Annotated in this window: 18 protein-coding genes; 13 read left to right on the plus strand and 5 right to left on the minus strand. The window is 60.5% G+C overall.

Features of this window, described 5'->3' with window-relative positions; all coding sequences use genetic code 11:
* Positions 1–157: 157 nt before the first annotated feature.
* Positions 158–1,039 carry an MBL fold metallo-hydrolase gene (locus tag AC07V0_RS21960; RefSeq protein ID WP_086944479.1) on the minus strand — a complete coding sequence of 294 codons (882 nt, stop codon included), beginning with the start codon at positions 1,037–1,039 and terminating at the stop codon, positions 158–160.
* 114 nt (positions 1,040–1,153) lie between these two features.
* Between AC07V0_RS21960 and AC07V0_RS21965 the strand changes: the two genes are divergently transcribed.
* Both AC07V0_RS21965 and AC07V0_RS21970 read left to right on the plus strand, forming a co-directional pair.
* Entirely contained in the window at positions 1,154–2,059 is a 906-nt protein-coding gene (locus AC07V0_RS21965; protein ID WP_310396896.1) for a LysR family transcriptional regulator, read from the plus strand.
* A 94-nt stretch (positions 2,060–2,153) separates the two neighbouring features.
* On the plus strand, positions 2,154–2,330 hold the full coding sequence (locus AC07V0_RS21970; RefSeq protein WP_167331182.1) for a hypothetical protein: 177 nt from the start codon (positions 2,154–2,156) through the stop codon (positions 2,328–2,330).
* 22 nt (positions 2,331–2,352) lie between these two features.
* On the opposite strand, the gene AC07V0_RS21975 is transcribed toward AC07V0_RS21970, so the two are convergent.
* Positions 2,353–3,264 carry a helix-turn-helix domain-containing protein gene (locus tag AC07V0_RS21975; protein WP_019581529.1) on the minus strand — a complete coding sequence of 304 codons (912 nt, stop codon included), beginning with the start codon at positions 3,262–3,264 and terminating at the stop codon, positions 2,353–2,355.
* Positions 3,265–3,443: 179 nt separating this feature from the next.
* Between AC07V0_RS21975 and pobA the strand changes: the two genes are divergently transcribed.
* Positions 3,444–4,637 carry a 4-hydroxybenzoate 3-monooxygenase gene (pobA, locus tag AC07V0_RS21980; protein WP_018926568.1) on the plus strand — a complete coding sequence of 398 codons (1,194 nt, stop codon included), beginning with the start codon at positions 3,444–3,446 and terminating at the stop codon, positions 4,635–4,637.
* A gap of 78 nt (positions 4,638–4,715) precedes the next feature.
* Positions 4,716–6,233: an MDR family MFS transporter gene (locus tag AC07V0_RS21985; protein ID WP_018926569.1), complete on the plus strand. Its 1,518-nt coding sequence runs from the start codon at positions 4,716–4,718 to the stop codon at positions 6,231–6,233.
* Positions 6,234–6,479: 246 nt separating this feature from the next.
* Here AC07V0_RS21985 and AC07V0_RS21990 read toward each other — a convergent pair whose 3' ends face one another.
* From AC07V0_RS21990 to AC07V0_RS22000, 3 genes are all read right to left on the minus strand, one after another.
* A complete protein-coding gene (locus AC07V0_RS21990) occupies positions 6,480–7,349 on the minus strand; it encodes a coiled-coil domain-containing protein (RefSeq protein ID WP_173861197.1) in 870 nt (289 codons plus the stop codon).
* A 116-nt stretch (positions 7,350–7,465) separates the two neighbouring features.
* Positions 7,466–8,458: an NAD-dependent epimerase/dehydratase family protein gene (locus AC07V0_RS21995; RefSeq protein WP_018926571.1), complete on the minus strand. Its 993-nt coding sequence runs from the start codon at positions 8,456–8,458 to the stop codon at positions 7,466–7,468.
* A gap of 68 nt (positions 8,459–8,526) precedes the next feature.
* Complete coding sequence (locus AC07V0_RS22000; RefSeq protein WP_018926572.1) at positions 8,527–9,420, minus strand: LysR family transcriptional regulator ArgP; 894 nt, start codon at positions 9,418–9,420, stop codon at positions 8,527–8,529.
* 96 nt (positions 9,421–9,516) lie between these two features.
* Between AC07V0_RS22000 and AC07V0_RS22005 the strand changes: the two genes are divergently transcribed.
* From AC07V0_RS22005 to AC07V0_RS22045, 9 genes are all read left to right on the plus strand, one after another.
* Entirely contained in the window at positions 9,517–9,918 is a 402-nt protein-coding gene (locus AC07V0_RS22005) for an ACT domain-containing protein (RefSeq protein ID WP_086944476.1), read from the plus strand.
* Positions 9,919–9,925: 7 nt separating this feature from the next.
* The gene (locus AC07V0_RS22010) at positions 9,926–10,528 is read left to right on the plus strand and encodes a LysE/ArgO family amino acid transporter (RefSeq protein ID WP_086944475.1); all 603 of its coding nucleotides are present in this window, start codon (positions 9,926–9,928) and stop codon (positions 10,526–10,528) included.
* 176 nt (positions 10,529–10,704) lie between these two features.
* Positions 10,705–11,301, plus strand: a complete 597-nt coding sequence (locus tag AC07V0_RS22015) for a superoxide dismutase (RefSeq protein ID WP_007938876.1) — start codon at positions 10,705–10,707, stop codon at positions 11,299–11,301.
* A 342-nt stretch (positions 11,302–11,643) separates the two neighbouring features.
* A complete protein-coding gene (locus tag AC07V0_RS22020) occupies positions 11,644–13,695 on the plus strand; it encodes a putative bifunctional diguanylate cyclase/phosphodiesterase (RefSeq protein ID WP_018926575.1) in 2,052 nt (683 codons plus the stop codon).
* 144 nt (positions 13,696–13,839) lie between these two features.
* The gene (locus AC07V0_RS22025) at positions 13,840–15,174 is read left to right on the plus strand and encodes an imelysin family protein (RefSeq protein ID WP_018926576.1); all 1,335 of its coding nucleotides are present in this window, start codon (positions 13,840–13,842) and stop codon (positions 15,172–15,174) included.
* Positions 15,175–15,445: 271 nt separating this feature from the next.
* On the plus strand, positions 15,446–16,873 hold the full coding sequence (locus tag AC07V0_RS22030; protein ID WP_086946097.1) for a di-heme oxidoreductase family protein: 1,428 nt from the start codon (positions 15,446–15,448) through the stop codon (positions 16,871–16,873).
* Positions 16,874–16,900: 27 nt separating this feature from the next.
* Positions 16,901–17,965: an imelysin family protein gene (locus AC07V0_RS22035; RefSeq protein ID WP_019651380.1), complete on the plus strand. Its 1,065-nt coding sequence runs from the start codon at positions 16,901–16,903 to the stop codon at positions 17,963–17,965.
* 14 nt (positions 17,966–17,979) lie between these two features.
* The gene (locus tag AC07V0_RS22040; protein ID WP_018926579.1) at positions 17,980–19,077 is read left to right on the plus strand and encodes a DUF1513 domain-containing protein; all 1,098 of its coding nucleotides are present in this window, start codon (positions 17,980–17,982) and stop codon (positions 19,075–19,077) included.
* Between the two features lie 89 nt (positions 19,078–19,166).
* The gene (locus AC07V0_RS22045) at positions 19,167–20,315 is read left to right on the plus strand and encodes an efflux RND transporter periplasmic adaptor subunit (RefSeq protein WP_086946095.1); all 1,149 of its coding nucleotides are present in this window, start codon (positions 19,167–19,169) and stop codon (positions 20,313–20,315) included.
* Positions 20,316–20,319 lie beyond the last annotated feature (4 nt).

The raw sequence follows: 20,319 nt of genomic DNA on the forward strand, positions 1-20,319 counted from the left end.
CAACCTTTGTGGCGAGGGAGCTTGCTCCCGCTCGGCTGCGAAGCAGTCGTAAAACCTGTAAATGCGGTGTGCCTGATGGAGTGCAGGGAGCGCTTCGCACTCCAGCGGGAGCAAGCTCCCTCGCCACAAAGGCTTGTTCAGTTTCAGGTCCGACGGGTTACCACTTCATCTCGCCCTTGGCGACTTTGGCGCTCAGCTCAAGCGAGCTTTCTTCGCCCAGGGTCGGGTAGCGTTTTTTCATCGCGCCGATCAGTTCGGCTGAATCTTTCGCCTTGGCGGTTTCTTCGTCGAACGCCTTGATGTAATCAGCGGTGAACTGCACAGCCGCCAGGGAGCGAGCGCTCTCGCCCAGGTAGTGACCCGGCACGATGGTGTTCGGCTTCAAGGCTTCGATCGTGTGCAGCGTCGTCAGCCAATCGGCATGGGACTGCGCAGTTTGGGTATCAGCCATCCACACATGAATGTTTTCGGCGACAACCACGCCACCGACCACTGTCTTGATCGACGGAATCCACACAAAGCTGCGATCCGGTTGCTTGCCATCCAGGCCGAGCACCTGCAGTTTCTGCCCTTCCAGCATCAGGCTATCGCCCTTGAGCACGTGCGGCACGATGGTTTTGTTCGGCACATCGGCGCCCATTTTCGGACCCCAGAACGCCAGTTTGCCGTCGACAGTTTTCTTGATGTGATCAACGGTCGGTTGCGAGGCCAATACTTTGGCCTTCGGGAACGCTTGGGTGATGGTGTCGAGGCCGAAGTAGTAATCCGGGTCACCGTGGCTGATGTAGATGGTGGTCAGTTGTTTGCCGCTGGCGCGGATTTTTTCCACCACCTGTTCAGCCTGGGATTTGCCGAATTGCGCGTCCACCAGAATCGCTTCTTTCTCGCCGCTGACCAGTACCGAGGTCACCGGGAAGATTGCGTTGGTGCCCGGGTTGTAGACGTCCAGGGTCAGGGTCGACGCCGCAGCGGCGTGGGCCGCGAAGCCCAGTGCGGCGGTTGCCAGAAGAATGCGTTTGATTGAAGTGAAGCTGATCATCTGTTGCTCCGTTGTCCGAATGCCGTGCTTGGCGATGGGATAGAGCTTAGTTGCCTGGTTCGATACAAAAAATGCGATGCTTGAACATAGTTTGTTTCTGAAAGCGGGCAAATCATGGATCGTCTACAAGCAATGCGGGTGTTCGTTACGGTGGTGGACCTGGGCAGCCAATCGGCCGCCGCCGATCACCTGGACCTGTCGCGGCCGGTGGTTTCACGGTATCTGGCGGAGCTGGAAGATTGGGTCGGCGCACGCCTGATGCACCGCACCACGCGCAAATTGAGCCTGACCGCCGCCGGCAGCGAAATCCTGCCCCGGTGCCGGCAGATGCTCGATTTATCCAGCGACATGCAAGCCGCCGTCAGCGAGCCGGACGACGCACCGCGCGGCCTGCTGCGGATCAGCGTCAGCACCTCGTTCGGCCAGGCGCAACTGGCCGATGCCATGGCCGCCTACGTCAAACGTTACCCCGGTGTAAGCATCGATCTGCAAATGCTCGACCGCACGGTGAACCTGGTGGATGAGCGCATCGACCTGGCCATCCGCACCAGCAACGACCTGGACCCGAACCTGATCGCCCGGCGCCTGACGGTGTGCCGCTCGGTGATCTGCGCCTCCCCCGCTTACCTGCGCGAGCACCCGGCGCCACAGCGGGTCGAAGACCTGAGCCTGCACAATTGCCTGACCCACTCCTACTTCGGCAAAAGCCTCTGGCATTTCCAGCAGGATGGCGAACCGGTCTCGGTGCCGGTACAGGGCAACATCAGCGCCAACGAAGCCAGCACGCTGTTGCGCGCGGCGATGGCCGGGGCCGGCGTGGCGATGCTGCCCAGTTACCTGGCCGGCATGCATATCCACAGCGGCGAACTGATCCGCCTGCTGCCCCAGGCCGAGCCCCGTCAGATGAACATCTATGCGGTGTATGCCTCACGCAAGCACATGCCGGTGGCGTTGCGCAGCATGCTGGATTTTCTGGTGCTCAGATTTCCCGAAGAACCGGCATGGGATGTGGGCCTTTAACCGGAGTGAATGTGGGGTGGTTTTGATGGCAACTCACCGGCGCTGACCTATGCTCAAAGCAGTACCCAAGGGTATTCGTTCAGAGGTCAACGCCATGAACATCAAAACAAGAAGATACCTCGCCATTTTCATCACCTGCGCGGCGACGCTGGCGCTGTATGGCACAGCCGCCTGGCGTGTCGAACAGTTGCGCAAAGTGCCCCATGACTTCGCGAGCTGCAACTTCGAGCGCTGCATCCCCCACAGCGCAAGCCTCAACGCCCTCCGCTGACGAACACCTTGTGGCGAGGGGGTCAGGCCTCGCTCTTCTGATCGGCAGCGTCCTGATCGGCTTTCAAGCGGTCGCGAAAAGCCTTGGGCGAGATCCCCACCCGACGTCGGAACAAGCGTGTGAAGTTGGTCGGATCGGAAAACCCCAGCACATCGGACATTTCATAAATGGTCATGCTGGTGTAGGTCAGCAAGCGCTTGGCCTCCAGCAACTGACGCTCGTGCATGATCTGCAACGCCGGTTGCCCCGCCAGTTCACGGCACGTGCCGTTGAGGTGGGACACGGAAATCCCCAGCCGATGGGCCAGGTCCTCGACCTTGACGTGCTGGCGATAGGTCTCCTCCACCAGCTGGATAAAACCGTTGAGGTATTCCCGGGCACGCTGCGGACGCTGATTGGCAGCGCGGCGCTGGATCACCTGGCGGCTGACCCACACCATGATCACGCTGACGAGAGAATGCATGAGCATTTCCCGCGCCGGCTGATGGCCGGTGTATTCGCTTTGCAGCGCTGAAAACAGGCTGTTGAGGTACTCGCTGTCCTTGCCCGCCGGGTAGCTTTCGGCTTGGGCCAGGGCATTTACCGAATTGCCCAACTGCGCCTGAAGATGGGCGACCAGCGGCGCGGCCAGGGTGACGACGAACCCTTCGACGTCCTCGGAAAACCGATAACCATGCACCGATAACGGCGGCAGAATGATGATTGCCGGCTCAGCCAATTGTGAGCGTTTCCCTTCGATCTCAAGCTCTGCCTGACCTTTGAAGACGAAGAGCAACTGACACAAATCAGCGTGGCGATGGGGTTTTATTTCCCATTGATGTTCGCGGCTGCGTTTTGAAATGGTTTCACAGTGGAGCAAATCGGGGGTCGGCCAATCCAGGCTTTCACCGTAGAGTTTGAACACCGGAATCGATGGCAGGGCGGGCTTGTTCATCACTTCAATCCAGGCCTCGAAGGTAACGGGGCGATAATCGCACCGATTGGCAGAATGTACAGGTATCGGCTCAGTTTTCACCTTCAATTGACGGACCCGCAAGTGAAAAATGCAAGCACTCGATCCATAAAAATCATCCACCGGCGTTGGTCGCGTGGAGCTTGCGAGTCATAAAAACAATGAAAACACTAAAAACCCAAATCGCCATCATCGGCGCCGGCCCCTCTGGTTTGCTACTCGGCCAATTGCTGCATAACGCCGGCATCGACACCCTGATTCTCGAACGCCAAACCCCGGACTATGTGCTGGGACGCATCCGTGCCGGTGTCCTCGAACAAGGCATGGTAGAGCTGTTGCGTCAGGCCGGAGTGGGCCAGCGCATGGACGCCGAAGGGCTGGTTCACACCGGCTTCGAACTGGCCCTGGACGGGCGCCGGGTACACATCGATCTGCAAACATTGACCGGTGGCAAAACCGTGATGGTGTATGGCCAGACCGAGGTCACCCGCGACCTGATGGCCGCTCGTCGGGACACTGGCGCGCAGACAATTTATTCGGCCGGCAACGTCGTCCCCCACGGCATGAAAAGCGCTGAACCCTATGTGACCTTCGACAAGGACGGCGAAACGTATCGACTCGATTGTGACTACATCGCCGGTTGCGACGGTTTCCATGGCGTGGCGCGACAGTCGATTCCTGCCGACTGCCTGAAGGTATTCGAACGGGTGTATCCGTTCGGCTGGCTGGGGATTCTCGCTGACACTCCGCCAGTTCACGAGGAATTGGTCTATGCGCGGCATGAACGGGGCTTTGCGTTGTGCAGCATGCGTTCGCCGACACGCACCCGTTATTACCTTCAGGTACCGGCACAGGATCAGGTCGATGACTGGTCCGACCAACGCTTCTGGGACGAACTCAAATCCCGTCTGCCAGCGGCCCTCGCCGATGTGCTGGTGACCGGCCCGTCGATCGAGAAAAGCATCGCGCCGCTGCGTAGTTTCGTGGTCGAGCCGATGCAGTACGGGCGGATGTTCCTGGTCGGCGACGCCGCGCACATCGTCCCGCCCACCGGTGCCAAAGGCCTGAACCTGGCGGCCAGCGACGTCAGTACGTTGTTCAATATTCTGCTGAAGGTTTACCGCGAAGGCCGTGTTGATTTGCTGGAGAAGTATTCCGAAATCTGCCTGCGGCGGGTGTGGAAAGCCGAACGGTTTTCCTGGTGGATGACCTCGATGTTGCATCGCTTCGACGAGCACGACGCGTTCAGTCAGCGCATCAGCGAATCGGAACTGGCCTATTTCGTTGACTCCGAGGCGGGCCGAAAAACCATCGCGGAAAACTACGTCGGCCTTCCGTACGAGGCTATCGAATAGGCTCCTATCGACTTACACTGGCGAGCACTCCCGCTCGCCTTGCTCCTTGCGGGTCCATTACTGTCCGCAGGTTTTACCGTGACCAATCTCAACCGGCCTGAAACGCCCAAACCGGCTATTCGCAGCGTGCTGATCGCCCTGATGCTGGCGATCTTTCTGGGCGCGCTGGACCAGACCATCGTCGCTGTGTCGATGCCGGCGATTTCCGCGCAGTTCAAGGACGTCAGCCTGCTGGCCTGGGTCATTTCCGGCTACATGGTGGCGATGACCGTGGCGGTGCCGATCTACGGCAAGCTCGGCGATCTGTATGGCCGCCGCCGGTTGATGCTGTTCGGCATGGGCTTGTTCACCCTGGCTTCATTGTTCTGCGGCATGGCGCAAAGCATGGAGCAACTGGTGCTGGCGCGGATCTTTCAAGGCATCGGCGCCGGCGGAATGATTTCGGTGAGCCAGGCGATCATCGGCGACATCGTTCCACCGCGCGAACGCGGTCGCTATCAGGGCTACTTCAGCAGCATGTACGCGGTGGCCAGCGTGGCCGGCCCGGTACTCGGTGGCTACATGACCGAATACCTGTCCTGGCGCTGGGTATTCCTGATCAACCTGCCGTTGGGCCTGGGTGCCTGGTGGGTGGCTTATCGCACGCTGGTAGGGCTGCCGGTGCCGCAGCGCAAGCCGATCATCGACTACCTCGGTACGTTGCTGATGATCATTGGCCTGACGGCGTTGTTGCTGGGCATCACTCAGGTTGGCCAGGGGCATTCGTGGCGCAGCCCCGAAGTGGCGGGTTTGCTCGGTTGTGCGGTGGCGGTGCTGGCGGTGTTCGTCTGGCATGAACGGCGGGCGCGGGAACCGTTGCTGCCGATGCATTTGTTCGCCAACCGCAATGCGATCCTTTGCTGGTGCACGATTTTCTTCACCAGTTTCCAGGCGATTTCCCTGATCGTGCTGATGCCGCTGCGCTTCCAGAGCGTCACCGGCGCCGGGGCCGACAGCGCGGCACTGCACCTGTTGCCGCTGGCCATGGGCTTGCCGATAGGCGCCTATTTTGCCGGGCGCCGGACCTCGGTGACCGGTCGTTACAAACCGATGATCCTGACCGGCGCGTTGCTCATGCCGTTGGCGATTCTCGGCATGGCGTTCAGTGCGCCGCAGGCGTTTGTGCTGAGCAGCCTGTTCATGTTGCTCTGCGGAATCGCTGGCGGCATGCAGTTCCCGACGTCGTTGGTGGGCACGCAAAACTCGGTGGATCAACGGGACATTGGCGTTGCCACCAGCACCACCAATCTGTTCCGCGCTCTGGGCGGCGCAGTGGGCGTGGCGTTGATGTCGGCACTGTTGCTGGCGTTGTTGCAGGATTCCAGTTTCGCGCACCTGGCCGGCTCGTCGCTGATTGCCGAGGGTCGTTCGGGGAATGTCTTGCTCGATGGTTTGAACGCCGCGCCGGGGGATGCGCAAAACGCCTTGCGCGCCGAGCTGCTGCTGACCTTCAGGCATTTGCTGATGGTCAGCGCGGCGGTGTCGCTGCTGGGGCTGGCGGCGGCGATTGCCATGCCGAACAGGGTGTTGCGCGGGCGGGAAGACAAGGTTCGCTAGAAAGACCGAGGCTTGCCCGCGAAGACGTCAGCCCGGACACCACTAACGACCAGGCGTTGTGTTGCTTTGTGGCGAGGGAGCTTGCTCCCGTTGGGTGGCGCAGCCGCCCCAAACCCATTCACCACCGCTATTCAGATAACCTGCGGTGCCTGATTTGCGACTGCTGCGCAGTCGAGCGGGAGCAAGCTCCCTCGCCACAAAAGCCTCACGCCACAGGCCCACTCCACACAACATCACTGCATCGGGCTATTGAGGCCGGGCGTGCAGCTGTTGTTGCAGGTTCTGGATCTGCGCCTGCAGGGTGTTGATGTTGCGGGTGACCTGGCCACGGAAGGCGTCGAACTCGGCGGTATTGTTGCCACCTTGCGCCGCGGCCGGGCGGTTGTCCTGTTGGCTTTTGAGCACGATCATGTCTTGCTCCAGACGCTCGATGGCGGCGCTCGGGTTACCTTGCCGCTTCAGCGCAGCGATATCGGCGCCAAGGCTTTTGAGTTGGGCGTCGACTTTGCTGGTATCGGCCGGCGCGCTCTTCAACGCGGCCAGCTCGCCGCTCAAGGCTTTGACCTGGGCCTGCAACTGAGCATTGGCGGCTTGTTGTTCGCTGGCCTGCGTGGTCATTTGCGCCAGGCGCTTGTCCAGATCGGAGGTCTGGCCGAGCACGCCTTGCTGCTGTTTACTCTGATCCTGGAGTTTGCTTTCCAGCTGTTTGCTCTGGTCCTGGAGCTTGCCTTCCAGTTGTTTTATTTGCAGCTTCAACGCTTCACTGCCGGTGTTGACCGTGGACTGGCTGGCCACGACCTTGCCGGAAATGTCCTGCAAGCGCCCCGCCGCTTCCTCACTGATACGGGCGAAACTTTCCTGGGTCGCCACCAGTTGTTGTTCCATCAGCGATATCTGCTGGAAACTCCACCAGGCAAGGCCAGCGAAGGCAAAGAACAACGCACCGACCAACGCCCACAGCGGGCCGGTGCTCGGGCCTTTGACCTTGACTACCGGTGTGGTGCGCGAATGCACGGAAGTGCGCGCGGTGGTCGGAAAATCATCGTCGTCGAGGCTGTCGGCACGCAGGCTCGGTACATCGTCGAAGTCGTCGTTGGCATCGTTACGCATGGACATTGAGTCAACCTTTGTAAAACGCGGTGATGGCTTGATGCGGCGAAGTATAACCCTCGCTGCCGCACCGGTTGACCCTGAACCCCGAACTCGGTTCAGTGAGGGCCGGCCCTTGTGTGTCAGCGAATGTCCTGAGCCTTCCACCAGGCGCAAAATTCATCGAGGGCGGTCCAGAGACTGACTTTCGGATCGTAATCCAGATAATGCCGGGCGCGACTGATGTCCAGGGTGAAATTTTTGTTCATTACCTGCATGCCCAGCCGCGACAGGGTCGGCTCGGGACGACCCGGCCACAGCTTGCAAACACCCTCGTTGAGCGCGGCAAGGCTGTAGGCCAAGCCGTAGGAACGGTAACGGGTCACCTGTGGCACATCCATATTGCGCATCACGTAATTGACCACATCCCACAACGGCACCGGCGCTCCGTTGCTGATGTTGTAGGCCTTGCCCAAGGCCGAACCGCTGGCCAGCAAGCTGCTGAACAACGCCTCATTGAGGTTTTGCACACTGGTGAAGTCAACCTTGTTCAGGCCATTGCCGATAATCGCCAACCGCCCTTTGCGCTGCATCTTCAGCAACCTGGGGAAAATGCTCATGTCGCCTGCGCCCGTCACGAAACGCGGGCGCAGGGCCAGGGTTTCGAGGCCGAACTCCTGTGCACCGAAAACTTTTTGCTCGGCCAGGTATTTGGTTGCGGCGTAAGGATGCTTGAAGCGCTTGGGCACCTGGTCTTCGGTCAACCCCAGATGATCGCGGCCATCGAAGTAAATCGATGGCGACGACAAGTGCACCAGGCGCCGCACCCGTTGTTTCAGGCAGGCCTCGACCACGTTCTCGGTGACCTCGACGTTGCCTTGATGGAAATCCTGATAGCGCCCCCACAAACCGACAGCGCCTGCGCAATGGACCACGGCTTCGACGTCGGAACACAGGTCGCGCGCCAGTTGCGGGTCGCTCAAGTCGCCCTGGATGAACTCGGCACCACGGCGCACCAAATGCTCGACGCTCTCGGCCCGGCGACCGTTGACCCGCACATCCAGGCCCTGCTCCAGGGCAAAACGCGCAAAGCGTCCGCCAATGAAGCCGCTTGCGCCGGTGACCAGAATCTTCATGTATTGCTCCGAATATTTCGTTTTGCGTTTTTCGTTTTGCATAGGGCGTGAGGCCTTGACGCCAGCCGTCAGTCCAACGGCACCAGCCATTGCTTCGACGAACGCACCAATTGATCGGTGAGTAACCCCAACAGCTGACCGCCATTGCGCCAATGATGCCAGTACAGCGGCACATCGATCGGCTTATCTGGCAAAAGCTCCACCAATTGGCCGCGCGCCAGTTGCTCGCGCACTTGCAATTCAGGCACCAGGCCCCAGCCAAGCCCTGCTTCCGTGAGACGAAGAAAACCTTCGGAAGACGGGCATAAATGGTGTTCGAAACCGCCATTCACGCCGACTGACGCGAGGTAACGATGCTGCAGGAAATCGTCCGGGCCAAATACCAGCGCCGGGGTTCTGGCCAACTGATCGGCACGCACACCTTGGGGAAAATGCCGGGCAATGAATGCAGGGCTGGCCAACGCACGGTAGCGCATCGCCCCCAACAGCACGCTGCGCGCACCGGCCACCGGCCGCTCACTGGCGCACAGACACCCCGCCACTTCGCCTGCGCGCATGCGTTTGAGGCCGACGGTCTGGTCTTCCACCACCAGGTCGAGCAACAGATGCTCCTGCGCGCAAAAATCCCCCACCGCCGCAGCCCACCAGGTGGCCAGGCTGTCAGCGTTCAGCGCGATGCGCAGACGTTCCGGCAGGCCTTCTTCGTCCAGCGCCGGCACCAGGCTTTGCAGATCGCGCTCCAGCAATCGCACCTGCTGCACATGGTTGAGCAATCGCCGGCCAATCTCCGTCGGAGCAGGAGGCGTGACCCGCACCAGCACCGGTTGGCCGACCCGCGCCTCGAGCAATTTGATGCGCTGGGAGATGGCCGATTGGGACAAGCCCAAGACCTGCGCGGCGCGTTCGAATCCGGCCTGCTCGATCACGGCGGCGAGAGCGGACAGTAATTTGTAGTCGAACATCAGTTTTCCTAATGAGCGATCAGCACTATTGGTTTTTCTTATACAACTTCCCACCGGAGAATGGCCAGCAAGAACTCTTGAACAAGGATCACCGACATGGCTGGCGAAACCTCTTTGGCAACCCTGCTGCGCAGCATGAGCCCGCAACTCAACGACGGCGAATACGTGTTCTGCACGTTGCCTGACGGCAAGCTGCCCGCAGGCCTTGAGATTGTCGGCAGCTTCCGCGAACAGGAAGGGCTGACGGTGATTCTGCAACGTTCCCACGCCGAGAAGGCCGGTTTCAGCTTCGACTACATCGCTGCCTGGATCACCTTGAACGTGCACTCAGCCCTTGAAGCCGTCGGCCTGACCGCCGCGTTCGCCACGGCACTGGGCCAGGCCGGCATCAGTTGCAACGTGATTGCCGGCTACTACCACGACCATTTGTTCGTCGGCCAGGCCGATGCCGAACGCGCCCTGCAGGTACTGCTGGATCTGGCGGCCAACGCGGAGTAAAAATCTTATGTGGCAAAGCTATGTGAACGGCCTGTTGGTGGCCGCCGGGCTGATCATGGCGATCGGCACTCAGAATGCGTTTGTGTTGGCGCAGAGCCTTCGACGTGAACATCACCTGCCGGTGGCGGCGCTCTGCGTAACCTGCGATGCGTTGCTGGTAGCCGCCGGGGTGTTCGGCCTGGCGACGTTGCTGGCGCAGAACCCGACTCTGTTGGCCATCGCTCGTTGGGGTGGCGCGGCGTTTCTGCTGTGGTATGGCAGCCTGGCGCTGCGTCGGGCGTGCTCGAAACAGAGCCTGCAACAAGGTGAGAACCAGACCGTGCGCTCATTGCGGGCGGTACTGCTCAGCGCTTTGGCGGTGACCCTGCTCAACCCGCACGTCTACCTGGACACCGTGTTGCTGATCGGCTCCCTTGGCGCACAACAGACCGAGCCCGGTGCTTATGTCGTGGGCGCGGCCAGTGCTTCGTTGCTGTGGTTTTTTACCCTGGCCCTTGGCGCAGCGTGGTTGGCACCGTGGTTGGCACGGCCAAGCACTTGGCGAATCCTCGACCTGTTGGTGGCCGTAATGATGTTCACCGTAGCGTTCCAGTTGATCATCGCTTCATGATTTATTCCAAAAGGCTCTGGAACCTCTATTCCACACAGTTGTTGCGTGGTTATGCCGCCCCCCCGGTGCTATGATCCGATCCCTGCGCCGCAAAGAGTACAAACTCCCCGGCGCATGTCTGGCCGCCCGTGATCGGCCTTGCGCTCACCGCAACTGACCTGATTAGGAGAATCATCATGGCTTTCGAATTGCCGCCGCTGCCTTACGCGCACAATGCCCTGCAGCCGCACATTTCAGAGGAAACTCTGCAATACCACCACGACAAGCACCACAACACCTATGTCGTGAACCTGAACAACCTGGTGCCAGGCACCGAGTTCGAAGGCAAGACCCTGGAAGAAATCGTCAAGACTTCCTCGGGCGGTATCTTCAACAACGCCGCTCAGGTCTGGAACCACACTTTCTACTGGAACTGCCTGGCGCCAAACGCCGGCGGTCAACCAACCGGCGCTCTGGCTGATGCCATCAACGCTGCTTTCGGTTCGTTCGACAAGTTCAAGGAAGAGTTCAGCAAAACGTCCATCGGCACCTTCGGTTCCGGTTGGGGCTGGCTGGTGAAAAAGGCTGACGGTTCCCTGGCCCTGGCCAGCACCATCGGCGCCGGCAACCCGCTGACCAGCGGCGATACCCCGCTGCTGACCTGCGACGTCTGGGAACACGCTTACTACATCGACTACCGCAACCTTCGTCCGAAGTACGTCGAAGCGTTCTGGAACCTGGTCAACTGGAAATTCGTGGCTGAGCAGTTCGAAGGCAAAACCTTCACCGCTTAAGCTTCGCGCCAGTCAAAAAACCCGGCTTTTATGCCGGGTTTTTTTATGCCATCGAAAATCCGTACGTAAGGCGTGCTTTCCCACAACGCGCGCCGCATTCGCCCTCTTGCCCCCGCAGTACAGCGGTCTAACATCAACACTAGGAAAAATTGCCTCAACCGCCTCAAGTTGAGGGCCCCGGCAACCGACACAGTGTTAATAGGGCAAATACTCCAAACAGCAGCATATCGGCCAAGCTACCGGCAATATCCCCCGGGTTGGATTGTCCCTTTGACTGCCATCACGGGATTGCCAATACTCATGGCAACTTGACGCTACCCGCACGGAACAAGGAATAACCCTTTGAAGCTGGAACTCAAGAACAGCTTGTCGGTGAAGTTACTCCGGGTCGTGCTCCTGTCGGCATTGATCGTCGGCGTGGTCTTGAGCTGCGCACAGATTGTTTTCGATGCCTATAAAACACGTCAGGCGGTTGCCAACGATGCCCAGCGCATCCTCGACATGTTCCGCGATCCCTCCACTCAGGCGGTCTACAGCCTGGATCGGGAAATGGGCATGCAGGTGATCGAAGGCCTGTTCCAGGATGACGCCGTGCGCATGGCCTCCATCGGCCACCCCCACGAAGCCATGCTCGCGCAAAAATCCCGCGAGCTTCAGCAGTCCCACAGCCGCTGGCTGACTGACCTGATCCTCGGCCAGGAACGCACGTTCACCACCCAACTGGTGGGTCGCGGTCCCTACAGCGAGTACTACGGCGACCTGAGCATTACCCTCGACACCGCCACCTACGGCCAGAGCTTCATCGTCAGTTCGGTGATCATCTTCATCTCTGGCGTCTTGCGCGCCCTGGCCATGAGCCTGGTGTTGTATCTGGTTTACCACTGGCTGCTGACCAAACCATTGTCGCGGATCATCGAACATCTGACTGAAATCAACCCGGACCGGCCCAGCGCCCACAAGATCCCACAGCTCAAGGGTCATGAAAGAAACGAGCTGGGGGTCTGGATCAACACCGCCAACCAGCTGCTCGAATCCATTGAGCGCAACACTCACCTGCGCCACGAAGCAGAAAACAGCCTGTTACGCATGGCCCAGTACGATTTTCTCACCGGTCTGCCGAACCGCCAGCAATTGCAGCAACAGCTGGACAAGATCCTTGTCGACGCCGGCAAACTGCAGCGTCGGGTCGCGGTGTTGTGTGTCGGGCTCGATGACTTCAAAGGCGTCAACGAACAGTTCAGCTACCAGACCGGCGACCAGTTGCTGCTGGCCCTGGCCGATCGCCTGCGGGCTCACAGCGGCCGCCTCGGCGCCCTCGCCCGCTTGGGTGGCGACCAGTTCGCGCTGGTCCAGGCCGACATCGAACAACCCTACGAAGCCGCCGAACTGGCCCAAAGCATTCTCGATGATCTGGAAGCGGCGTTCGCCCTCGATCATCAGGAAATCCGCCTGCGCGCCACCATCGGCATCACCCTGTTCCCCGAGGACGGTGACAGCACCGAGAAGCTGCTGCAAAAAGCCGAGCAGACCATGACCCTGGCCAAGACGCGCTCGCGCAACCGCTATCAGTTCTATATCGCCAGCGTCGACACGGAAATGCGTCGGCGTCGCGAGCTGGAAAAAGATCTGCGTGACGCCTTGATCCGCGACCAGTTCTACCTCGTCTACCAGCCGCAGATCAGCTACCGCGATCATCGCGTGGTAGGTGTCGAGGCGTTGATTCGCTGGCAGCATCCCGAGCATGGGCTGGTGCCGCCGGACCTGTTCATCCCGCTGGCCGAGCAGAACGGCACCATCATTGCCATTGGCGAATGGGTGCTGGACCAGGCCTGCAAACAACTGCGCGAGTGGCACGATCAGGGCTTCGTCGACCTGCGCATGGCGGTGAACCTGTCCACCGTGCAATTGCACCATGCCGAGTTGCCGCGGGTGGTCAATAACCTGCTGCAGATCTACCGCCTGCCACCGCGCAGCCTGGAGCTGGAAGTCACCGAAACCGGCCTGATGGAAGACATCAGCACCGCCGCCCAGCACTTGCTGAGCCTGCGTCGCTCCGGCGCGCTGATCGCCATCGACGACTTCGGCACCGGTTATTCGTCATTGAGTTATCTGAAAAGCCTGCCGCTGGACAAGATCAAGATCGACAAGAGCTTCGTTCAGGACCTGCTCGATGACGACGACGATGCGACCATCGTCCGGGCCATCATCCAGCTGGGCAAAAGCCTGGGCATGCAGGTGATTGCCGAAGGCGTGGAAACCGCCGAGCAAGAGGCCTACATCATCTCCGAAGGCTGCCACGAAGGTCAGGGTTATCACTACAGCAAACCGCTGCCGGCGCGGGAATTGAGCGTCTACCTCAAGCAGGCCCAGCGCAGTAACGCGGCCATCCTCTGAAACAACGGCGATCTTTTGATCTGCGTGAATAAGAAATATTTGCAGGCGTAACCCTTTACAGGTAATGCGAAAGATTTGCATTATGTCGCACTTTTGCGCGCCGCCCGTGCGCGCCCACTCCATCACCGAAGCAGGATGTTCGCCATGATTCGTATGCCTCTGGCCACCGCCAGTCTGCTGGCCATCGCTATTTCCCTCGCCGGTTGCGGCGAAGGCAAAGACAAGGCTGCCGCTCAACAAGCGCCGACCCCGGCCGCCAGCACAGCTGCGCCTGCTACCACAGCTAAAGTCGATGAAGCCGCCGCCAAGGCTGTGGTCGCGCATTACGCCGACATGGTCTTTGCCGTTTACAGCGATGCCGAATCCACCGCGAAAACCCTGCAAACCGCCGTCGACGCGTTCCTCGCCAAGCCGGACGCCGACACCCTCAAAGCCGCCCGGGCTGCCTGGGTCGCGGCCCGCGTGCCTTACCTGCAGAGCGAAGTGTTCCGCTTCGGCAACACCATCATCGACGACTGGGAAGGTCAGGTGAACTCCTGGCCACTGGACGAAGGCCTGATCGACTACGTCGACAAATCCTACGAACACGCACTGGGTAACCCGGGCGCTACTGCCAACATCATCGCCAACACCCAGATTCAGATTGGCGAAGACAAGGTCGACGTGAAAGACATCACCCCGGAAAAACTCGCCAGCCTGAACGAGCTGGGCGGTTCCGAGGCCAACGTCGCCACCGGCTACCACGCCATCGAATTCCTGCTCTGGGGCCAGGACTTGAACGGCACCGGCCCTGGCGCCGGCAACCGCCCAGCCTCCGACTACCTGGAAGGCAAAGGCGCTACCGGCGGTCACAATGATCGTCGTCGCGCTTACCTGAAATCCGTGACCCAACTGCTGGTCAACGACCTGGAAGAAATGGTCGGTAACTGGAAGCCGAACGTGGCCGACAACTACCGCGCCACCCTGGAAGCGGAACCGGCTGAATCCGGTCTGCGCAAAATGCTGTTCGGCATGGGCAGCCTGTCCTTGGGCGAACTGGCGGGCGAGCGCATGAAGGTTTCCCTGGAAGCCAACTCCCCGGAAGACGAACAGGATTGCTTCAGCGACAACACCCACAACTCGCACTTCTACGATGCCAAAGGCATTCGTAACGTGTACCTGGGCGAATACACCCGTGTCGACGGCACCAAAATGACCGGCGCCAGCCTGTCGTCCCTGGTGGCCAAGGCCGACCCGGCTGCCGATGCCGCGCTGAAAGCCGACCTGGCTGCGACCGAAGCCAAGATCCAGATCATGGTCGATCACGCCAACAAGGGTGAGCACTACGACCAACTGATCGCTGCCGGCAACACCGCTGGCAATCAGATCGTGCGCGACGCCATTGCCTCTCTGGTCAAGCAGACCGGTTCGATCGAAGCTGCCGCCGGCAAACTGGGCATCAGCGACCTGAACCCGGACAACGCTGATCACGAGTTCTGATCAACGCTGGCTGAGCGAATACAAAGGCGACCTTCGGGTCGCCTTTTTCATGCCTGTCTTTTGGGTGATGCTGATGACCTCATCGCGGGCAAGCCACGCTCCCACGGGGTCAGCGCAAAACCCTGTGGGAGCGTGGCTTGCCCGCGATGGGGGCGACGCGGTCTGACATCAAACCCTGCCTCACATCAACCAAACGATAATTCCTCTTATTCAAACTCCCCTGCCCTGTTAGACTTTGCGCCCTTGTTTTGCTCGTCTTGCAGGATGTCCGATGCCCACGCTGCCTCTTCGCTTGTCTGCACTGTTGCTGGCCCTGGGCCTGAGTGCCTGCGATGACGCCCCGCGTTTTACCCAGGCCGAACCTGGTGAAGCCCGGTCCGGTGGCAGCGCAACAGTGCGCAAGACCGATAAGAACGCATTCTCCTTGCCCTCCGCCAATCTGGCGCCGTCACGACGCGTCGACTTCAGCGTCGGTAATAGCTTCTTTCGCAGCCCCTGGGTGATCGCGCCGTCGACCACCACCGCCCGCGATGGCCTCGGCCCGTTGTTCAATACCAACGCCTGCCAGAACTGCCACATCAAGGACGGGCGCGGTCATCCGCCAACGCCCGACGCGCCGAATGCGGTGTCGATGCTGGTACGCCTGTCGATCCCCAATGCCCCCGCCTACGCCAAGGTCATCGAACAACTGGGCGTGGTACCGGAGCCGGTCTACGGCGGCCAGTTCCAGGACATGGCGGTGCCCGGCGTCGCCCCGGAAGGCAAGGTGCGCGTCGATTACACGCCAGTCCCGGTACGCTTCAAGGACGGCAGCGAAATCGAGTTGCGTAAACCAATCTTGCAGATGACCCAACTCGGCTACGGCCCGATGCACCCGGACACACGTTTCTCGGCGCGCATCGCACCGCCGATGATTGGCCTGGGCTTGCTTGAAGCGATTCCCGACGAGGCCATCCTGGCCAACGCCGAGGCTCAGGCCCGGGAGAAAAACGGCATCGCCGGACGACCGAACCGGGTCTGGGACGACGCGCAGCAGAAGACTGTTCTCGGACGATTTGGCTGGAAAGCCGGGCAACCGAACCTCAATCAGCAGAATGTTCATGCGTTCTCTGGTGATATGGGCCTCACGACCAGCCTGAGACCCATTGATGACTGCACCGACGCCCAAACTGCTTGCAAACAGGCGCCCAACGGCAATGGCCCCGATGGCGAGCCGGAAGTCAGCGACAACATTTTGCGTCTGGTGCTGTTCTACAGCCGTAACCTCGCCGTGCCGGCCCGTCGCGATGTTGGCGCACCTGAGGTGCTGGCCGGCAAGAATCTGTTTTTCCAGGCCGGATGCCAGTCCTGTCACACCCCTCAATACACCACCGCCGCCAACGCCGCGGAACCTGAATTGGCCAATCAAGTGATTCGCCCTTACAGCGATCTGCTGCTGCACGACATGGGCGACGGTCTGGCCGACAACCGCACCGAGTTCCAGGCCAGTGGCCGCGACTGGCGTACGCCGCCGTTGTGGGGCATCGGCCTGACGCAGACGGTCAGCGGACACACCCAGTTTTTGCACGACGGCCGCGCCCGCAACCTGCTCGAAGCCGTGCTCTGGCATGGCGGCGAGGCAAAAGCGGCGCAGCAACAGGTTTTGTCTTTCAACGCCGAGCAGCGCGCGGCGTTGCTGGCGTTTTTGAATTCCCTTTAATACGTATTCCTTCAGCGGGAGCCCGACATGTTCCGTCCCAAATTGTTGTTCACCAGCCTTGCCGCCCTCGCCCTGGGCGCCTGTTCGCCCCAGGATCCGCAAGCGGTCACCTCGGCGGCCATCGCCAAGCAAGTGATCCTGCCGAGCTACAGTCGTTGGGTGGAAGCCGACCGGCAATTGGCGGTCAGCGCCTTGGCGTTCTGCCAAGGCAAGGAAACCCTGGACACCGCTCGCGCCGACTTCCTGCACGCGCAAAAAGCCTGGGCCGAGTTGCAACCGCTGCTGATCGGGCCGCTGGCCGAGGGCAACCGTTCGTGGCAGGTGCAGTTCTGGCCGGACAAGAAAAACCTCGTCGGCCGTCAAGTCGAGCAACTGGTCACTGCGCAGCCGCAGATCGATGCTGCCGCCCTGGCCAAGTCCAGCGTCGTGGTGCAAGGCCTCTCGGCTTATGAATACATCCTGTTCGACAGCAAGATCGACATGGCCGACAGCGCTCAGAAAGCCAAATACTGCCCGCTGCTAACCGCCATTGGCGAGCGTCAGAAGCAACTGGCCGAAGAGATCCTGTCGCGCTGGAACACCAACGACGGCATGCTCGCGCAGATGAGCAAATTCCCCAACCAGCGCTACGCCGACTCACACGAAGCGATCGCCGATCTGCTGCGTGTGCAAGTGACTGCACTGGACACCCTGAAGAAAAAACTCGGCACGCCGATGGGCCGTCAGAGCAAGGGTACGCCACAGCCATTCCAGGCCGATGCCTGGCGCAGCCAATCGTCGCTCAAAGGCATGGAAGCAAGCCTGAGCGCTGCGCAAACCGTCTGGGTGGGTGTCGACAACAAAGGCCTGCGCGGTCTACTGCCGAACGAGCAAAAACCGTTGGCCGACAAGATCGACGCGGCCTACGCAGCGTCCCTGAAACTGCTTGCCGGCAACCAGCGCTCGCTGACCGACATGCTCACCGACGATGCCGGTCGCCAGCAGCTGAACGACATCTATGACAGCCTCAACGTTGTCCACCGCTTGCACGAAGGCGAACTGGCCAAGGCGCTGGGCATCCAACTGGGCTTCAACGCCAACGACGGCGACTGATGAGGGCAAGTGCCATGCTGCGACGCCAGGCTCTGACGTTAGGGAGTTTGCTGCTGGGTGCGGTGACACTGGGCGGCTGGACGCTGTTCAAGCAAAAGGACAAAAGCCCGCTGCTGCTCTCGGCGCGGGACGACGGTGACGGCAAGCACTATGCCGTCGGTTATCGACTGGACGGCACCCGGGTGTTTGCCACCCAGGTCGGTCAGCGCTGCCATGACATCATCAACCACCCGACACTGCCGATTGCGCTATTCGTCGCTCGGCGTCCGGGCACCGAGAGCTACCTGATCGACCTGCGCGACGGCACGCTATTGCAAACCGTGGTGTCGCAGCCGAACCGGCACTTCTACGGTCACGCGGTGATTCACCAGAGCGGTGACTGGTTGTACGCCACCGAGAACGACACCTCCGATCCGGGCCGTGGCCTGCTTGGTGTGTATAAGTTCGAAGGTGAGCGACTGGTGCACAGCGGCGAAATTTCCACCCACGGCGTCGGCCCGCATCAGGTGTCGTGGATGCCCGATGGCGAGACGCTGGTGGTGGCCAACGGCGGTATTCGCACCGAGGCCGAAAGCCGGGTCGAGATGAACCTCAATGCCATGGAGCCGAGCCTGGTGCTGATGCAACGCGATGGCACGCTGCTGAGCAAGGAAACACTGGCCCAGCAGATGAACAGCGTGCGGCACTTGGGTATCGCCAGTGACGGCACCATCGTCGCCGGTCAGCAGTTCATGGGCGATGCTCACGAGTCTTCGGAGCTGCTGGCGATCAAGCGTCCCGGTCAACCGTTCGTGGCCTTCCCGGTGCCTGAGCATCAGTTGCAGGCCATGGGGCATTACACCGCCAGCGTTGCCGTACACAGCGAACTGCGCCTGGTCGCCCTGACCGCGCCTCGGGGCAACCGTTTTTTTATCTGGGACCTGGACAGCGGTGAAGTACGCCTGGATGCACCGCTTCCCGATTGCGCCGGGGTCGGGGCCGTGGCCGATGGTTTTGTCGTGACCTCCGGGCAAGGCCGTTGCCGGTTCTACGATTGCCGCCAGACAAACCTTGTTGCAAAACCTCTGGAATTGCCTGCGGGGCTCTGGGACAACCACCTTCACCTGATCTGAACACGCAACCTGTAGCAGCTGGAATCCCCTTCGCAGTGGGAGTAATGTTTTCGCCTGTCTCACCTGATTTTCTCCAAGGAAATGGAAATATGCTGCGTCGCCGCATGCTGATCATGTTGGGTGTTGTCCTGCTAATCGTGCTGGTCCTGGCCGGTTACAAAGCCTTCTCCATCTATACGATGATGAAGGGCTTCTCTGTACCGAAACCACCGATCAGCGTCGCCGTGGCCACCGCCACCGAACGTCCGTGGCAAAGCCGTTTGCCAACGGTCGGCACCCTTACGGCGCTGCAAGGGGTCGATCTGAGCCTGGAGGTCGACGGCACCGTCAAGGAAGTTCAGTTCGAGTCAGGACAGAAGGTCAAGGTCGGTCAGCCGCTGCTGCAACTCGACAGCGCCGTGGAAACCGCCCTGCTGGCAACCGCCCAGGCCGACCTGGGACTGGCGCAACTGGATTACGGTCGCGGCAGCCAACTGGTAGGCAGCCAGGCTATTTCCAAAGGTGAGTTCGACCGACTCTCGGCGGTATTGCAAAAGAGCCGGGCCACGGTCAATCAGCTCAAGGCGGCGCTGGAGAAAAAACGAATCCTCGCACCGTTCAGCGGGACCATCGGTATTCGTCGGGTAGACGTCGGCGACTACGTGGCCAGCGGCACGATGATCGCCACCCTGCAAGACCTCAGCAGCCTCTACGTCGACTTCTTTGTACCCGAGCAGGACGTGCCGAAGATCACCCTCGGCCAATCGGTACAGGTCATTGTCTCGGCCTACCCGACGGAGACTTTCCCCGGCACCGTCAGCGCCATCAACCCGAAGGTAGAAAGCAGCACCCGCAACGTGCTGGTGCGCGCGACCCTGGCCAACCCCGACGGCAAACTCCTGCCGGGGATGTTTGCCAGCCTGCAGGTGTTGTTGCCCGACCCGCAGCCGCACATCGTGGTGCCGGAAAGCGCGATCAGCTACACCCTTTATGGCAACTCGCTGTATGTCGTCGCGCAGAAAAAGGCCGAAGACGGCAGCCTCGAAAAAGACGACAAGGGCGAACCGGTTCTGATCGCCGAACGACGCTTCGTCGAAACCGGCGAGCGCCGCGACGGGATGGTCATGATCACCAAAGGCGTGCAGAACGGCGAAAAAGTGGTCACGGCTGGTCAGCTCAAACTGGACCACGGCGCGCACGTTGCCATCAGCGACGACAAGACCCTGGCTGAGAAGAACAGTCAGCCACGCGCTGACTGATCAA

This window comes from Pseudomonas sp. GW821-FHT01E10 (genome assembly GCF_059422365.1).

What these genes read in the sequence shown, in the direction of transcription:
- AC07V0_RS21970 (WP_167331182.1), top strand. Translation starts at nt 2,154, where the DNA reads ATGAACATCAAAACAAGAAGATACCTCGCCATTTTCATCACCTGCGCG.
- AC07V0_RS22035 (WP_019651380.1), top strand. Translation starts at nt 16,901, where the DNA reads ATGTTCCGTCCCAAATTGTTGTTCACCAGCCTTGCCGCCCTCGCCCTG.
- AC07V0_RS21975 (WP_019581529.1), bottom strand. Translation starts at nt 3,264, where the DNA reads ATGAACAAGCCCGCCCTGCCATCGATTCCGGTGTTCAAACTCTACGGT.
- AC07V0_RS22015 (WP_007938876.1), top strand. Translation starts at nt 10,705, where the DNA reads ATGGCTTTCGAATTGCCGCCGCTGCCTTACGCGCACAATGCCCTGCAG.
- AC07V0_RS22010 (WP_086944475.1), top strand. Translation starts at nt 9,926, where the DNA reads ATGTGGCAAAGCTATGTGAACGGCCTGTTGGTGGCCGCCGGGCTGATC.
- pobA (WP_018926568.1), top strand. Translation starts at nt 3,444, where the DNA reads ATGAAAACACTAAAAACCCAAATCGCCATCATCGGCGCCGGCCCCTCT.
- AC07V0_RS22000 (WP_018926572.1), bottom strand. Translation starts at nt 9,420, where the DNA reads ATGTTCGACTACAAATTACTGTCCGCTCTCGCCGCCGTGATCGAGCAG.
- AC07V0_RS22025 (WP_018926576.1), top strand. Translation starts at nt 13,840, where the DNA reads ATGATTCGTATGCCTCTGGCCACCGCCAGTCTGCTGGCCATCGCTATT.
- AC07V0_RS22005 (WP_086944476.1), top strand. Translation starts at nt 9,517, where the DNA reads ATGGCTGGCGAAACCTCTTTGGCAACCCTGCTGCGCAGCATGAGCCCG.
- AC07V0_RS22040 (WP_018926579.1), top strand. Translation starts at nt 17,980, where the DNA reads ATGCTGCGACGCCAGGCTCTGACGTTAGGGAGTTTGCTGCTGGGTGCG.
- AC07V0_RS21995 (WP_018926571.1), bottom strand. Translation starts at nt 8,458, where the DNA reads ATGAAGATTCTGGTCACCGGCGCAAGCGGCTTCATTGGCGGACGCTTT.
- AC07V0_RS21965 (WP_310396896.1), top strand. Translation starts at nt 1,154, where the DNA reads ATGGATCGTCTACAAGCAATGCGGGTGTTCGTTACGGTGGTGGACCTG.
- AC07V0_RS22045 (WP_086946095.1), top strand. Translation starts at nt 19,167, where the DNA reads ATGCTGCGTCGCCGCATGCTGATCATGTTGGGTGTTGTCCTGCTAATC.
- AC07V0_RS22030 (WP_086946097.1), top strand. Translation starts at nt 15,446, where the DNA reads ATGCCCACGCTGCCTCTTCGCTTGTCTGCACTGTTGCTGGCCCTGGGC.
- AC07V0_RS21990 (WP_173861197.1), bottom strand. Translation starts at nt 7,349, where the DNA reads ATGTCCATGCGTAACGATGCCAACGACGACTTCGACGATGTACCGAGC.
- AC07V0_RS21960 (WP_086944479.1), bottom strand. Translation starts at nt 1,039, where the DNA reads ATGATCAGCTTCACTTCAATCAAACGCATTCTTCTGGCAACCGCCGCA.